Source organism: Streptomyces sp. NPDC026672, assembly GCF_040638185.1.
Taxonomy (GTDB): domain Bacteria; phylum Actinomycetota; class Actinomycetes; order Streptomycetales; family Streptomycetaceae; genus Streptomyces.
Window position 1 is genome coordinate 1 of the sequence record NZ_JBEZXS010000081.1, and the last position, 16,612, is coordinate 16,612.

Here is a 16,612-nt window from a genome sequence, read left to right on the forward strand (position 1 = left end):
GCCCGCTCCACCGCCTCCCACGACGACTCCAACAACAACCGCTGCTGCGGATCCATCGCCAACGCCTCACGCGGCGACACACCAAAAAACCCCGCGTCAAAAGCATCAACGCCGGACAGGAAGCCGCCCACGCGGGCGAAGTCGTTGGCGTCGTAGCCGTAGACCGTGCCGAGTCCTTCCCAGCCCCGGTCGTCGGGGAAGGTGACCATGCCGTCGCGGCCCTCGGACAGCAGGTCCCACAGGGATTCGGGGGAGTCGACCCCGCCGGGGAAGCGGCAGGCCATGCCCACGATCACGATCGGATCGGAGGACAGGGCCACTCCGGCGGTCACACCGGGCGTGTCCTCGGTGGCGCCGCCGAGTTCGCCGTACAGGAAGTTCGCGAGCGCCGCCGGAGTGGGATGGTCGAAGACGACCGTCGCCGGCAACCGCACCCCACACTCCGCGCCAAGAACATTGCGCAGCTCCACCGCGATCAGCGAGTCCACGCCCAGGTCACGGAACGCACGGTCCGCGGGCACCGACTCCGGACCCGCGTGCCCCAGGACCGCCGCCGCGCGGGCGCGGACGAGGTCTTCGGCGGCCCGGATGCCCGCTTCGCGGGGCAGCGCGCCGATGCGGGCGCCGGGGCCGTCGGCGCGGTCCGCCGTCGAGGGCGTGCGGTCGGCGGACGGGGCGGGCGTGGCCTCCGGGAGGTCGCGCAGGAGGGCGCTGGGGCGGATCGCGGTGAAGGCCGGTACGAAGCGCTGCCAGTCGATGTCGGCAACGAACTCGGTGGTGACATCGGCGTCCAGGGCCGTGGCGAGGGCGGTGAGCGCCTGGTCGGGGTCGAGGGACGCCACGGCGCCCCGGCTGCGCCTGCGGTCGCCCGTGGCCTCCGCGGCCATGCCGCCGCCGGCCCACGGGCCCCACGCGACCGAGGTCGCGGGCAGCCCCTGCGCACGACGCCGCTCGGCGAGAGCGTCCAGCATGGCGTTGGCGGCGGCGTAGGCACCCTGTCCCGCGTTGCCGAGGACACCGGCGAGTGACGAGAAGAGGACGAACGCCGACAGGTCCCGGTCGCGGGTGAGCTCGTCCAGGTGCAGGGCGGCCTCGGCCTTGGCCCGCAGGACGTGCCGGACGCGTTCGGGGTCGGTGCCGCCGAGCACGGAGTCGTCGAGGACGCCCGCGGTGTGCAGGACGGCGTCCACGGGGTGGGCTTCGAGGAGCGCGGCGACCTCGTCCCTCTCGGAGACGTCGACCGCGACGAGGGTGACCCGGGCTCCCGCCTCGACCAGTTCCGCTTCGAGTTCGGCGGCACCGGGGGCGTCGGGACCGCGGCGGCCGGCCAGGACGACGTGCTCGGCGCCGCGTTCGACGGCCCAGCGCGCGACCCGGGCGCCGATGGCTCCCGTGCCGCCGGTGACGAGGACGGTGCCGCGCGGCCGCCAGGTGTCGAGCGGGGCGGGGCGGGGGCGGGTGAGCCGACGGCCGTAGGTGCCGGTGGCGCGGACCGCGAGCTGGTCCTCGCCGGACTCGCCGGACCCGCCCTCGCCGAGGACCGTGGCGAGCCGGGCGACCGCCCGTTCGTCGAGGTCGTCGGGCAGGTCGACGAGTCCGCCCCAGAGGTCGGGGTGTTCGAGGGCGGCGACCCGGCCGATGCCCCACACCGCCGCCTGCTCGGGCGCGGTGACGGAGTCGGTGCGCCCGACGGACACGGCGCCGCGCGTCAGCGACCACACCGGGCCGGTGAGTGCGGCGTCCGTGAGGGCCTGGACCAGGGTGACCGTGGACGCCGTGACCTCGTCCGGGTCCTCGGCCAGCGCGAGGAGCGAGAGTACGGCCGTGAAGGGGCCGAACTCCTCCTGCGTGAGCCGGAGTCGGTCCGCCAGCTCGGCGCGGCCGGTGGCGGACGCGGTGTGCGCGACCTCGACCCGTGACAGTTCGAAGCCGTGCCGCTCAAGCCCTTCGAGTACGGCGTCGATCGTCGCGTCGGCCCGCGCGTCCCGCTCCTCGGGGACCAGCACCAGCCGACGGCCCGGCGACGGCTGGGGGGTGCCGCCCGAGAGCTGGGTCAGGGGCTTCCAGGTGACGGCGTACCGCCAGGAGTCGGCACCGGGCCTCGGCTTCGGCGTGCTCGGAGCGAGCCAGTAGCGCTCACGCTGGAAGGCGTACGTCGGCAGCTCGACGGCCGTCGCGCCGCTCCCGTCGAAGTAGGCGCGCCAGTCGACGGCGACGCCGTCCGCGTGCAGCCGGCCCAACGCGCGCAGCACGGCGACCGGTTCGGGCCCGGTCTTGTGCAGCGTGGGCGTGAACAGCGCTCCGTCGGCGTCGGGGACGCAGGGCTGCGCGAGGGCGGTGAGGGTGCCGTCGGGGCCGAGTTCGAGATAACGGGTGACGCCGCGGTCGGCGAGGGTGCGCACACCATCGGCGAACCGGACCGCCTCACGCACGTGCCGGACCCAGTAGTCCGCCGACTCCAACTCCCCTGCGGCGGCGAGTTGTCCGGTGACGTTCGAGACGACCGGGATCTGCGGCTCGGCGTAGGTGACACTCTCGGAGACCGCACGGAACGCGGCCAGCATCGGCTCCATCAGCAGCGAGTGGAAGGCGTGCGAGACCCGCAGCCGGGACGTACGACGCCCCAGCGCGGCGATCTCGTCCACGACGGCCTGCGAGGCGGACTCGGCGCCCGAAATCACCACCGCACGGGGGCCGTTGACCGCCGCGATCGACACACCGTCACTCAGTAGCGGCAACACCTCGTCCTCGGCCGCCTCCAACGCGAACATCGCACCGCCGGAAGGGAGTTCCTGCATCAGACGGCCACGTGCGGACACCAGACGAGACGCGTCCTCCAGCGACAACACACCCGACACATGCGCGGCAGCCAGCTCACCCACCGAGTGCCCGACCAGGAAGTCAGGACGTACGCCCCAGGACTCCACCAGCCGGAACAGCGCCACCTCGATCGCGAACAACGCCGGCTGCGTCCACCCCGTCTCGTTCAGCACCTCGGCATCGTCACCGAAGACGACACCCTTCACATCACCTTCCAACTGGGCGCACACCGCGTCGAACGCCTCCGCGAACACCGGGAAGGCGTCGTACAACTCCCGCCCCATACCCAACCGCTGCGCACCCTGACCCGAGAACAGGAAGGCCAGCTTGCCTTCCTCGTGGTTCTGGCCGGTCACGGCTCGTGGGGTCGTCCCGGCGGCGGCGAGGTCGCGCAGGGCGGTGAGGAGAGTGGTGTGGTCGGTGCCGAGGACGACGGCACGGTGTTCGAACGCCGTGCGGGTCGCCAGCAGCGACCAGCCGACGTCGGCCGGAGCGTGGCCGGGGTGCTCGGTCAGGAAGGCGGACAGTGTACGGGCCTGGGCGCGCAGGGCCTCGGGGGTGCGGGCGGACAGCGCCCAGGGGACGACGGGCGGCCCGGCCGGCCGGGCCGCGGGCGTCTCCTCGGCCGTCCCGGTCACCGGGACGGCCTGTTCGAGGACGACGTGGGCGTTGGTGCCGGAGACACCGAACGCGGAGACGGCGGCGCGGCGCGGGCGGTCGAGCTCCGGCCAGTCGCGGGAGTCGGTGAGCAGGCGGACCTCGCCCGCCTCCCAGTCGATGTGGGTGGAGGGCTCGTCGACGTGGAGGGTGGCGGGCAGCACGCCGTGGCGCATCGCCTCGACCATCTTGATGATGCCGGCGGCGCCCGCGGCGGCCTGGGTGTGGCCGATGTTGGACTTCACCGAGCCCAGCCACAGCGGCCGGTCCGCGGGGCGGTCCTTGCCGTAGGTGGCGAGCAGGGCGTGGGCCTCGATGGGGTCGCCGAGGGCCGTGCCGGTGCCGTGGGCCTCGACCACGTCCACATCGGAGGCGGTGAGGCCGGCGCTCTTCAACGCGGCCCGGATGACCCGCTGTTGGGAGGGCCCGTTGGGGGCGGTCAGGCCGTTGGAGGCGCCGTCCTGGTTCACCGCCGAGCCGCGCACGACGGCGAGCACGGGGTGGCCGTTGGCGCGGGCGTCGGAGAGCCGTTCGACGAGGAGCACACCGACGCCCTCGCCCCAGCCGGTGCCGTCGGCGCCCTCGGCGAACGCCTTGCAGCGGCCGTCCCCGGCGAGCCCGCCCTGGCGGTCGAACTCGGCGAACACGTCCGGCGTCGACATCACCGTCACACCGCCGGCCAGCGCGAGGTCGCACTCCCCCGCCCGCAGCGCCTGCACGGCCAGGTGCAGGGCGACGAGCGCCGACGAGCAGGCGGTGTCGACGGTGACCGCGGGGCCTTCGAGGCCGAGCGCGTACGACACCCGGCCCGAGACCACGCTGGAGGCGTTGCCGGTGAGCAGGTGGCCCTCGATGCCCTCGGGGAGTCCCTGTCCGCTCGCGGAGCCGTAGTTCTGGTTGCTGCACCCGACGAAGACTCCGGTACGGCTGCCGCGTACCGTCCCGGCGTCGAGGCCGGCCCGTTCGAACGCCTCCCAGGACGCCTCCAGGGTGAGCCGCTGCTGCGGGTCCATGGCGAGCGCCTCGCGGGGCGAGATGCCGAAGAAGGCGGCGTCGAACTCGGTGGCGGTGGTGACGAATCCGCCGCGCAGGGCCTCGGCGTCGGTGGTGCTGCCGGTCAGGTCCCAGCCGCGGTCCTCCGGGAAGCCGGTCATCGCGTCCCGGCCGTCGGCCACGAGGCGCCACAGGTCCTCGGGCGAGTGGACGTCTCCCGGGTAGCGGCAGGCCATGCCGACGACGGCGACGGGTTCGGTGGCCGCGCGGGCGAGGCGGTCGTTCTGCTTGCGCAGCCGGTCGTTCTCGACCAGCGACGCGCGCAGGGCCGCGACAACGCGTTCCTCGGAGGTGGGCATACTCAGCTCCACTGTTCGTGCTTCGGACTTCGGCGGACGGGGTGGGTGGCGGGCCGCACGGTCAGGGGGCCGAGTCGCCGAGGGCCAGTTGGACGAGGTCGTCGACGTCCATGCTCTGGATCAGGTCGTCGTCCTCGGTGTCGTCCGGTGCCGCCTCCTGCGTCCGCGACGGCCGGTCGTCCGGCTCGGCGAGAGCGAGCAGCGCGGTCAGCAGACCGCTCTCCCGCAGCCGGGCCAGGGGGACGGTCGCGAGTGTGCGGCGCAGCGCGGCCTCGTCGTCGCCGTGCGCGGCGTCCGCCGGGTCGGCCGAGGTGTCGGGGAAGAGTTCGGCGCCGAGGTGGTCGGCGAGGTGTCCGGGGGTCGGGTAGTCGTAGACGAGGGTGCTGGGCAGGCGCAGTCCGGTGTCCTGGCCCAGTTGGTCGCGCAGTTCGACGGCGGTCAGGGAGTCGAAGCCGACGTCGCGGAAGGCCTGGCCGGGTGTGACGCTCTCGCCGCTCGGCCGGCCGAGGACGGCCGCGGCGCGGTCGCGCACGAGGTCGCGCAGGGCGGTCCTGCGGTCGGCGGCGGAGAGCGCGGAGAGTCTGGTGATCAGGGCCGACCGCTTGGCCTGCGGTTCCGTGTCCGCGGTGGCCGACCGGGGCTCGTCGGGCTCCTCGAAGGCGGAGAGGAGGGGGCTGGGGCGGCGGCTGGTGAACGTGGGCAGGAACCTGTCCCAGTCCACGTCGGCCACCACGACCGTCCCGTCGCCCACGTCGAGGGCGCGTCCGAGTCCGCTCAGGGCCAGGTCGGGGTCCATGACCCGCAGCCCGCGCCGGGCCACTTCCACGGCGCCCTCGTCGGTCACCATGCCACCGCCGCCCCAGGGTCCCCAGGCCACCGCGGTGGCCACCAGCCCCTCGGCCCGGCGGCGTTCGATCAGCGCGTCGAGGTGGGCGTTGGCGGCGGCGTAGGCGGACTGGCCGCCGCTGCCCCACACACCGGCGATGGACGAGAAGACCACGAACGCGGACAGGTCCGCGTCCCGGGTGAGGGCGTCGAGGTGGTCGGCGCCGACCGCCTTCGCGGCCAGTACGGCGGCGAGGTGCCGTTCGTCGGTCCGCTCGAACGGGGTCGCGTCGCCGAGGCCCGCGGCGTGGAACACCGCGTCGACCTGGTGCCGGGACAACAGCGCCTCGACCTCGGCCCGTTCGGCCATGTCGCACGCCTCCACGACCACCCGCGCGCCCAACTCCTCCAGCTCGTGGGTGAGTTCGGCGGCTCCCGGCGCCTGCCGGCCGCGTCGGCTCGTCAGCACCAGGTCGCGTGCGCCGCGTCCCACCAGCCAGCGGGCGAGGCGTCCGCCGAGGGCGCCCGTGCCGCCGGTCACCAGGACCCGGCCGCGCGGGGTCCAGGAGACGGCCGGGGTCTCGGCGGACGGGGCGTGGGCCAGCCGGCGGACGAACAGTCCGGGCCCGCGTACGGCGACCTGGTCCTCGCCCGAGGTGAGCGCGGACGCGATGCCGGCGAGCGCCTGCCGGTCGCCCTCGCCCTCGGGTACGTCCAGGAGGCCGCCCCAGCGGTCGGGGTGCTCCAGCGCGGCCACCCGGCCCAGGCCCCAGACAGCGGCCTGCCCCGGATCGGCCGGCTCCTCGCCCGGCGCGCCGGTCGACACCGCGCCGTGCGTGACCGCCCACAGCGGAACCGCAAGCGCGGCGTCGCCCAGCGCCTGGACGAGCGCCGTCGTCACCCGCACGCCTCCGGTGGGCGCGAGTCCGGACAGCACGCCCGCGATCAGCCCGCACTCGGCGGCCTGCGTCAGCAGCCGGGCCAGCCCGGCGCGGTCGGCCGTCTCCGGCGGGCAGGTGAAGCGGTCGACACCGGGCACGAACTCCTCGATGCCCGGCAGGACGTCGTCGCTGGGGGGCTGGAGCAGGATCCAGCGGCCGGGCACCTGCGCGGGCACGGCCGGTACGGGCACCGGCTCCCACTCGACGCGATAGCGCCAGCCGTCGACCCGGGCCCGTGCGCCGGAGCCCTGCGTGGTCTTCGGCCAGTAGCGCTCACGCTGGAAGGCGTACGTCGGCAGTTCGACCGTGTGCGCGCCGGAACCGGCGAGGAAGGCGGGCCAGTCGAGGGCGACACCGTGCACGAACGCCTTCGACACGGCGGCGGTGATCGTGTCCGCCTCGGGACGGTCCTTGCGCAGGGCGGCCGTGAAGAGGGGGTCCTTGTCGCCCGCGGGGACGCAGGGCTGGGCGAGGGTGGTCAGGGTGGCGTCCGGGCCGAGCTCGACGTACCGGGTCACGCTCTGCTCGGCGAGGGTGCGGATGCCGTCGGCGAAGCGTACGGCTTCACGGACGTGCCGGACCCAGTACTCGGGTGACTCCAACTCCCCTGCGGCGGCGAGCTGTCCGGTGACGTTCGAGACGACCGGGATGCGCGGCTCGGCGTAGGCGACACTCTCGGCGACCGCACGGAACTCCGCGAGCATCGGCTCCATCAGCGGCGAGTGGAAGGCGTGGGACACCCGCAGCCGGGACGTCCGACGACCCAGCGCGGCGATCTCGTCCACGACGGCCTGCGCGGCGGACTCCGTACCCGAAATCACCACCGCGCGAGGCCCGTTGACCGCCCCGACGGAGACTTCATCCGTCAGCAGCGGGACGACCTCGTCCTCCGACGCCTCCAACGCGAACATCGCACCGCCGGAGGGGAGTTCCTGCATCAGACGGCCACGTGCGGAGACCAGACGGGCCGCGTCCTCCAGGGACAGGACACCGGACACATGCGCGGCAGCCAGCTCGCCCACCGAGTGACCGACGAGGAAGTCGGGACGTACGCCCCAGGACTCCACCAGCCGGAACAGCGCCACCTCGATCGCGAACAACGCCGGCTGCGTCCACCCCGTCTCGTTCAGCACCTCGGCATCGTCACCGAAGACGACACCCTTCACATCACCTTCCAACTGGGCGCACACCGCGTCGAACGCCTCCGCGAACACCGGGAAGGAGTCGTGCAACTCCCGCCCCATGCCCAGCCGTTGCGCACCCTGACCCGAGAACAGGAACGCGGTCCTGCCCACGCCCACGGTGCCTTCGGACACGGTCGGCGGGGTCTCGCCGCGGGTGACGGCGGCCAGTCCGGCGAGCATCGATTCGCGGTCCGTACCACGGACCACCGCCCGGTTCTCGAACGCCGACCTGCTGTCGACGAGCGAGAAGGCGACGTCGACGGGGTCGAGTTCGGGACGGGCCTGGACGTGGGCCAGGAGGCGTTCCGCCTGGGCGCGCAGGGCCTCCTCGCCCCGTCCGGAGACCAGCCAGGGGGTGACCGGGAGCCGCCGGGCGGGGGAAAGGTCGTCCGGTGCCGGAGCGGTGGGGCCCTGTTCGAGGACGACGTGGGCGTTCGTGCCGCTGAAGCCGAAGGCCGAGACGCCGGCCCGGCGCGGGTGGTCCGTCTCGGGCCAGTCGACGGGCCCGGACAGCAGCCGGACGTGGCCCGTGTCCCAGTCGACGTGGGTGGTCGGCTCGTCGACGTGCAGGGTGGCGGGCAGCACGCCGTGGCGCATCGCCTCCACCATCTTGATCACACCGGCGACACCGGCGGCGGCCTGGGTGTGCCCGATGTTGGACTTCACCGAGCCCAGCCACAGCGGCCGGTCCGCGTCGTGCTCCTGGCCGTAGGTCGCCAGCAGCGCCTGTGCCTCGATCGGGTCGCCCAGGGCCGTGCCCGTGCCGTGCGCCTCGACCGCGTCGACCTCCGACGCGGACAGTCCGGCACTCGCCAGCGCCGCCCGGATGACCCGCTGTTGGGAGGGGCCGTTGGGGGCGGTCAGGCCGTTGGACGCGCCGTCCTGGTTCACCGCCGAGCCGCGTACGACCGCGAGCACGGGGTGGCCGTTGCGGCGGGCGTCCGACAGCCGCTCCACGAGCAGCACACCGGCGCCCTCGCCCCAGCCGGTGCCGTCCGCGGCGTCCGCGAACGCCTTGCAGCGGCCGTCGGCGGACAGGCCGCGCTGGCGGCTGAACTCGACGAACGCGGCCGGGGTCGACATCACCGTCACACCGCCGGCCAGCGCGAGGTCGCACTCGCCGGAGTGCAGGGCCCGTATCGCCCAGTGCAGGGCCACGAGGGAGGCCGAGCAGGCGGTGTCGACGGTGACCGCGGGGCCTTCGAGGCCGAGGGTGTAGGAGACACGACCGGAGACGACACTGGCCGCGTTGCCGGTGCCGAGGTAGCCCTCGGTGTCGGCGTCGGCCGCGTTCAGGACGTGGGCGTAGTCCTGGCCGTTGGTGCCGGTGAAGACGCCGGTGCGGGTGCCGCGCAGGGAGCGGGGGTCGATGCCCGCGCGTTCCACGGCCTCCCAGGACGTCTCCAGGAGCAGCCGCTGCTGGGGGTCCATGGCCAGGGCCTCGCGGGGCGAGATGCCGAAGAAGTCCGCGTCGAAGGAGCCGACGTCGGCGAGGAAGGCGCCGCGCGCGGTGTACGTGGTGCCCCGGCGCCGGGTCTGCGGATCGGGGTCGTAGAGGTTCGCGAGGTCCCAGCCGCGGTCGGCGGGGAAGTCGGTGATGCCGTCCTCGCCCTTGAGGAGCATGTCCCACAGCTGTTCGGGGGTGCGGACGCCGCCGGGGAAGCGGCAGCCCATGCCGACGATCGCGACGGGGTCCTCGGCGAGGCCGGCCGGGGTGCCGGTGGCGCCGCGTCCGGTGACGGCGGGCGGGGCCGCGGGGGCGAGCCCTTCGTGCAGGGCGTCGGCGACGGCGTCCGGGGTGGGGTGGTCGAAGACGAGGGTGGCGGGCAGCGGGAGGCCGGTCTCGCGGGTGAGGGCGTTGCGCAGTTCGAGGGCGGTGAGGGAGTCGAAGCCCAGTTCGGCGAAGGGCCGGTCGGCGCCGATCGCGGCGTCGCTGCCGTGGCCGAGAACGCGTGCGACGGTCGTACGGACCAGGGAGCGCAGGGCCGTGCGCCGCTGGTCGGCGGGGAGCGCGGCGAGCACGGAGCCGGGCTGTGCCGGGGTGCCCGGTGCGGTGGCGCCGACGGCGCGGCGCAGGGGCGTGTGGCCGGTGAGGGAGCGCAGGACGGGGGGCAGTACGGCGGCGTTGCGGCGCAGCGCGGGCAGGTCGACGCGCAGCGGCAGGGGGGTGCCCGCGGGGTGGGCCAGCAGGCAGCGGTCGAGGAGGTCGAGGGCCTGGCGGGTGGGCAGGGCGCCGAAGCCGCTGCGGTCGATGCGGTCGCGGCGGCCGGTGTCGAGGTCGCCGGTCATGCCGCTGTCCTCGGCCCACAGGCCCCAGCCGATGGCGAGGGCGTGGTGGCCCTGGTGGCGCAGGTGGGCGGCGTAGGCGTCGAGGAAGGAGTTGGCGGCGACGTAGTTGCCCTGGCCGGGGCCGCCGAGCGTGGCGGCGGCCGAGGAGAACAGGACGAACGCCGACAGGCCGAGGTCGTGGGTCAGTTCGTGCAGGTTGACCGCGGCGTCGGCCTTGGGCCGCAGGACGGTGGCGAGGCGCTCGGGGGTGAGGGAGGTGACGATGCCGTCGTCGAGGACGCCGGCGGCGTGCACGACGGCGCCGAGGGGGTGTGCGGCGGGGATCGTGGCGAGCAGGGCGGCGAGGGCGTCGCGGTCGGCGACGTCGCAGGCGGCGACGGTGACCCGGGCGCCGGCCTCGGTGAGTTCGGCGGCCAGGGCGCGGGCGCCGGGCGCGTCGGGGCCGCGGCGGCCGGTGAGCAGCAGGTGGCGTACGCCGTGCCGGGCCACCAGGTGGCGGGCGGTGGCGGCGCCGACGGTGCCGGTGCCGCCGGTGATCAGGACGGTGCGGGTGTGGTCGAAGGTGGTCTCGGGCTGTCCGCCGTCGACGGCGGCGGCGCGCACGAGCCGGGGCACGAGGACCCGGCCGGCGCGCAGGGCGACGTCGGGTTCGTCGTGGCGCAGGGCCTCGGCGAGGTCGTCGGGGGCGGGCCGGTCGGTGTCGGTGTCGACGAGCAGGAAGCGGCCGGGGTTCTCCGCCTGGGCGGAGCGCACGAGTCCGCGTACGGCGGCGGCGGGCAGGTCGGTGACGGTGCCGTCGTCGCCCGCGGCGAGCGCGCCCGAGGTGACGAGCAGCAGCCGGGAGCCGGTGAAGCGGTCGTCGGAGAGCCAGGTCCGCAGCAGGTCGAGCGCGGTGGCGGTGGCGGTGCGGACGGCCTCGGCGGTGGGCGTGGTGTCGTCGGCGGGGGTGCGGAAGGGCAGGGCGACGACCTCGGGCACGGGGGTGGTGAGGTCGTCCAGGGTGGTGTGCAGGGCGAGTCGGGGCGCGGTCGGCAGCCACGGGGTCCTGGACTCGGTCCAGTCGAGGGTGAAGAGGTCGTCGCTCACGGACGCGGCCGGGGCCGGGAGGTCCTGCGGGGTGAGGGTGCGCGCGGTGAGCGCGGTCGCCTCCAGGACGGGGGCGCCGGTGGCGTCGTACAGGTCGAGGCGGACGGTGCCGTCCGGGCGGGGCCGGACACGGAGGCGTACGGACTCGGCGGCGGTGGCGTGCAGGGTGAGGCCGGTCCAGGTCAGGGCGTGGGGGGCGGGGCGGCCGGTCGCGGTCAGGGCGAGCAGGGCGCCTTCGAGGAGCGCCGGGTGCAGGGCGAAGCGGGGGGCGTCGGCGCGCAGCGATTCGGGCAGGGCGGCCTCGGCGTACACGTCGTCGCCGTCGCGCCAGGCCGCGGTGAGGGTGCGCAGTTCGGCACCGGGGACCACGTCCCGCTCCGCCAGGGCGCGGTGGAGCTCGTCGGTGTCGAGGGCGAGGGCTCCGGCGGGCGGCCAGGCGGCCGGGGGCCGGTCGGCCGTGGGGGACCCGGTGGCCGGGGCCGGCTGCGGCCGGCGTTCGAGGACGCCCCGCGCGTGCCGGGTCCAGGGGAGTTCCGCGGTCCCGTCGTCGCCCCGGGCGACGGGGCGGGAGTGGGCGGTGAACGTCCAGCGGCCGTCCTCGTCGGTACCCTCCACGACGGTCTGGATCTCGGTCTCGCCGCTCTCGGCCAGGGTGAGGGGGGTGTCCAGGACGAGTTCGGACAGGTGCGGGACGCCGAGCCGGGCGCCGGCGTGCAGTGCGAGGTCGGTGAGGACACCGGCGGGCAGGAGGGCGGTGCCGAAGGCGGTGTGGTCGGCGAGCCACGGGTGGCTGCGCGACGAGACACGGCCGGTGGAGACCACGGCGGTCGAACCGGCGAGCGCGACGGTCGTGCCGAGCAGGGGGTGGCCGCCGGTCGACGCCGTGGTGTCGCGGGCCACCGGGTCGAGCCAGTAGCGGGTGCGCTGGAAGGCGTACGTCGGCAGTTCGACCGGCGGTTGTCCGGCCGGCAGGACGGCGGTCCAGTCGACGGTGGTGCCCCGCGTGTGCAGGGCGGCGAGCGCGGTGAGCGCGGTGCCGGGTTCGTCGCGGTCCTTGCGGAGCACGGCCGTGAAGAGGGCTTCGTCGTCGGCGGTGGGGACGGACCGCTGGGCGAGGGCGGTGAGGGTGGCGTCGGGGCCGAGCTCGACGTAGCGGGTGACACCACGGTCGGCGAGGGTGCGCACTCCGTCGGCGAACCGGACGGCCTCGCGGACGTGCCGGACCCAGTAGTCCGCCGACTCCAACTCCCCTGCGGCGGCGAGCTGTCCGGTGACGTTGGAGACGACCGGGATGCGCGGGGCCGCGTAGGTGATGCTCTCGGCGACCGCGCGGAACTCCGCGAGCATCGGGTCCATCAGCGGTGAGTGGAACGCGTGGGACACGCGCAGTCGGGTGGTACGGCGGCCGAGCGCGGCGATCTCGTCGACGACGGCCTGCGCGGCAGCCTCCGTACCGGAGACGACGACAGCCTGGGGGCCGTTGACGGCCGCGACGGAGACCTCGTCCGTCAGCAGCGGGACGACCTCGTCCTCCGACGCCTCCAACGCGAACATCGCGCCACCGGAGGGGAGTTCCTGCATCAGACGACCACGCGCGGACACGAGGCGGGCCGCGTCTTCAAGCGACAGCACACCCGACACATGCGCGGCGGCCAGTTCACCGACGGAGTGCCCGACGAGGAAGTCCGGGCGTACGCCCCAGGACTCCACCAGCCGGAACAGCGCCACCTCGATCGCGAACAGCGCCGGCTGCGTCCAACCGGTCTCGTTCAGCAGGTCCGCGCCCTCACCGAAGACGACACCCTTCAGGTCACCGTCGAGGTGCGCGCACACCTCGTCGAAGGCTTCCGCGAACACCGGGAAGGCGTCGTACAACTCCCGCCCCATACCGAGCCGTTGCGCACCCTGGCCCGAGAACAGGAAGGCGGTCTTTCCGCCGCCCCTGCGGGACTTGCCGGTGACGGCGTAGGGGGTGGGTTCGTCGGCGGCGAGGCCGCGCAGGCCGTCGAGGAGGGTGGCGCGGTCGGGGCCGAGGACCACCGCGCGGTGGTCGAAGAGGGAGCGGGTGGCGGCGAGGGCGTGCGCCACGGCGTGGTCGTCGGTGTCGGGGCGGTCGGCGAGGAGGTCGAGCAGGGCGCGGGCCTGGTCCTTGAGGGCGTCCGGGGTACGCGCGGACAACTGCCAGGGCACGACGGGGAGTCGGGGCGCGGCCACCGGCACGTCGGCCGGAACGGCCTCTGCGGCCGGGGTGTTCTCGTCCTCCGGTGCCGTCTCGTCCGCCCCGGCCGGCTCGGGGACCGGGGCCTCCTCCACGATCACATGGGCGTTGGTGCCGCTGACGCCGAAGGCCGAGACGCCCGCCCGCCGGGGGCGGCCGGGGTCGGTCCATTCGACGGGCTCGGTGAGCAGGCGGACCTCGCCCTCCGTCCAGTCGACCGTGGTGGAGGGGCGGTCCACGTGCAGGGTGCGCGGGAGGCGGCGGTTGCGCAGGGCCTCGACCATCTTGATGACACCACCGACACCGGCGGCGGCCTGGGTGTGCCCGATGTTGGACTTGAGGGAGCCCAGCCACAACGGCCGGTCGGCGGGGCGGCCCTGGCCGTACGTGGCGAGCAGCGCCTGCGCCTCGATGGGGTCGCCGAGCCTGGTGCCGGTGCCGTGGCCCTCGACGGCGTCGACGTCGCCCGGCTCCAGGCCGGCGGCGGCGAGCGCGGCGCGGATGACACGCTGCTGCGAGGGGCCGTTGGGGGCGGTCAGGCCGCTGCTGGCGCCGTCCTGGTTGACGGCCGTGCCGCGGATGACGGCCAGCACCTCGTGGCCGTTGCGCTCGGCGTCCGAGAGGCGTTCCAGCAGGAGCATGCCGACGCCCTCGCCCCAGCCGGTGCCGTCCGCGGCGTCGGCGTACGACTTGCAGCGGCCGTCGGCGGACAGCCCGCGCTGGCGGCTGAACTCCATGAACGTGACCGGCGTGGACATCACGGCGACACCGCCGGCCAGCGCCCGGTCGCACTCGCCCGCGCGCAGCGCCTGTACGGCCAGGTGCAGGGCGACCAGCGAGGAGGAGCAGGCCGTGTCGACGGTGATGGCCGGGCCCTCGAAGCCGAAGGTGTAGGAGATGCGGCCGGACGCGATGGAGGCGGCCGAGCCGTTGCCGAGATAGCCGTCGAGCCCCTCGGGGGGCGTGGGGAACCGGGAGCCGTAGTCGTTGTACATGACGCCGGCGAACACCCCGGTGGCGCTGCCGCGCAGGTCGGCGGGGCGCAGCCCGGCGCCTTCGAGGGCCTCCCAGACGACTTCGAGGAGGAGCCGCTGCTGCGGGTCGGTGGCGAGGGCCTCGCGGGGCGACATGCCGAAGAAGTCGGCGTCGAAGTCGGCGGCGTCGTGCAGGAAGCCGCCCTCGCGGGTGTAGACGGTGCCGGGCCGGTCCGGGTCGGGGTCGTACAGGGCGTCGACGTTCCAGCCGCGGTCCTCGGGGAAGCCGGAGACCCCGTCGGTGCCGGTGTCGACGAGCCGCCACAGGTCGTCGGGGGTGCGCACCCCGCCGGGATAGCGGCAGCTCATGGAGACGATGGCGATGGGTTCCGTGGCCCTCGACTCGACCTGCCGCAGGCGGTTGCGCGTGCGTTGGAGGTCTGCGGTGACGCGCTTCAGGAACTCGCGGAGTTCGCGGAGCCTGTCCTCGGTCACGGATCGGTTCCCTTCGACAGCGGGCCCGTGGTGACGCCGGTGGCACGGGCGGTGGCGGCCCCGGACGGGTATGGGCGGGTCCGTGGCCGATTATGCGGAGGTCCGGGGTCGGCCCCCGGACCTGCCGTGACCAGCTCTAAGAGATCCCCTAGCGTTGGCCTGCTCTCATGGCGCGTCAGGCGCGCGGCGGGAAGTCCAGGGCGCCGTCGGGCACTGCGGGCAGCAGGCCGATGTCGGCGCTGCGGGACAGGAGTTCGGTGACGGCGGTGCGGCCCTCGTCGCCGAGGTCGGCCGTGAACGAGTTGACGTACAGGTCGATGTGCTGGTCGACGACGTCCGTGGCGAGTTCCTGGGCGTGTTCGAGGACGTAGGGCCGGGAGGCGGCGGGATCGCGCCAGGCGGCCTCGACGGAGGCGCGGACGGCGTCGGCGAGCGCGGTGAGGCGCTCGGCGCCGAGGCTGCGGCGGGCGATGATGGCGCCGAGCGGCACGGGCAGGGACGTCTGCTTCTCCCACTCCTCGCCGAGGTCGGCGACGCTGTGCAGACCGTAGTGGCGGTAGGTGAAGCGGGCCTCGTGGATGACGAGCCCGGCGTCCACCCGGCCGTCGCGCACGGCGGGCATGATCTCGTGGAAGGGCAGGACGACGATCTCGCCGACGCCGCCGGGAACGGCACGGGACGCCCACAGCCGGAACAGCAGGTAGGCCGTGGACGTGGTGCTGGGCACGGCGACACGGGCGCCGGCCAGGGCGGTGCCGTCGCCCGGCTCACGCCGCAGCACCAGCGGCCCGTTGCCGCGGCCCACCGCACCGCCGCAGGGCAGCAGGGCGTATTCGCCGAGAACGTGGGGCAGAACTCCGTAGGACACCTTGAGAACGTCGAGTTCACCGCGCTCGGCCAGGCCGTTGGTGATGTCGATGTCCGCCATCCGCAGCTCCGTCGCGGGGGCGCCGGGCAGCAGCCCGTGCGTCAGCGCGTGGAAGACGAAGGTGTCGTTGGGGCACGGGGAGTGCGCCAGGGTCAGTGGTGAGGTCATGCCGCCCGCCTCGCTCGTGGCCGTGTGTCGGTGGTGACGGCGCCGGTGCGCCTCCTCTCCAGGAAACCGGGAGTAGATGTGGGGTTTTCCCCAGACTGCCCTCCGCGAGTATGTGAGTGCCTCAACCGAAGCGGCCGGATTCCCCCGCTTGACGAGTCACGTGCCACGCCGCGTGCTCACACCACTACGTGTGCCGCCAGGCACTGACCGAGGAGGTTCCCCGGTAATGGACGCAGGGCTCAAGCGCGAGCTGGAGGAGAAGGTCTACTCCGGTGAGCGGCTGTCCCGCGAGGACGGCATCGCGTTGTACGAGTCGGACGACCTGGCCTGGCTGGGCGGTCTCGCGCATCACGCGCGCACCGTCAAGAACGGCGACGTCGTCCACTTCAACGTGAACCGCCACCTCAACATGACGAACGTGTGCACGGCGTCGTGCGCGTACTGCTCGTTCCAGCGCAAGCCGGGCGAGACGGACGCGTACACCATGCGCATCGAGGAGGCCGTCCGTCTCGCCAAGGCGATGGAGAACGAGCACCTCTCGGAGCTGCACGTCGTCAACGGCCTGCACCCGACGCTCCCTTGGCGTTACTACCCGCGTTCGCTGCGTGAGCTGAAGAAGGCGCTGCCGAACGTCTCGATCAAGGCGTTCACGGCGACGGAGATCCATCACTTCGAGACGATCTCGGGTCTGAGTGCGAGCGAGATCCTGGACGAGTTGATGGATGCGGGTCTGGA

The 16,612-nt window shown here is 74.2% G+C and carries 4 protein-coding genes; 1 reads left to right on the forward strand and 3 read right to left on the reverse strand.

The genetic code is table 11. The annotated features are described in order from the left end of the window. From AB0F77_RS42035 to AB0F77_RS42045, 3 genes are all read right to left on the reverse strand, one after another. The coding region (locus tag AB0F77_RS42035) for an SDR family NAD(P)-dependent oxidoreductase (protein WP_361959734.1) at positions 1-4,829 on the reverse strand (4,829 nt) is incomplete at its 3' end. 61 nt (positions 4,830-4,890) lie between these two features. Continuing rightward, a complete protein-coding gene (locus AB0F77_RS42040) occupies positions 4,891-14,841 on the reverse strand; it encodes an SDR family NAD(P)-dependent oxidoreductase (RefSeq protein ID WP_361959737.1) in 9,951 nt (3,316 codons plus the stop codon). A gap of 175 nt (positions 14,842-15,016) precedes the next feature. Next, entirely contained in the window at positions 15,017-15,877 is an 861-nt protein-coding gene (locus tag AB0F77_RS42045; RefSeq protein WP_361959740.1) for a 1,4-dihydroxy-6-naphthoate synthase, read from the reverse strand. Positions 15,878-16,103: 226 nt separating this feature from the next. On the opposite strand from AB0F77_RS42045, the gene AB0F77_RS42050 reads away from it, so the two are divergent. Continuing rightward, the coding region (locus AB0F77_RS42050) for a radical SAM protein (RefSeq protein ID WP_361959743.1) at positions 16,104-16,612 on the forward strand (509 nt) is incomplete at its 3' end.

Excerpts from the sequence above, each read along its gene's own strand:
- AB0F77_RS42045 (WP_361959740.1), bottom strand. The coding sequence starts at position 15,877 with ATGACCTCACCACTGACCCTGGCGCACTCCCCGTGCCCCAACGACACC.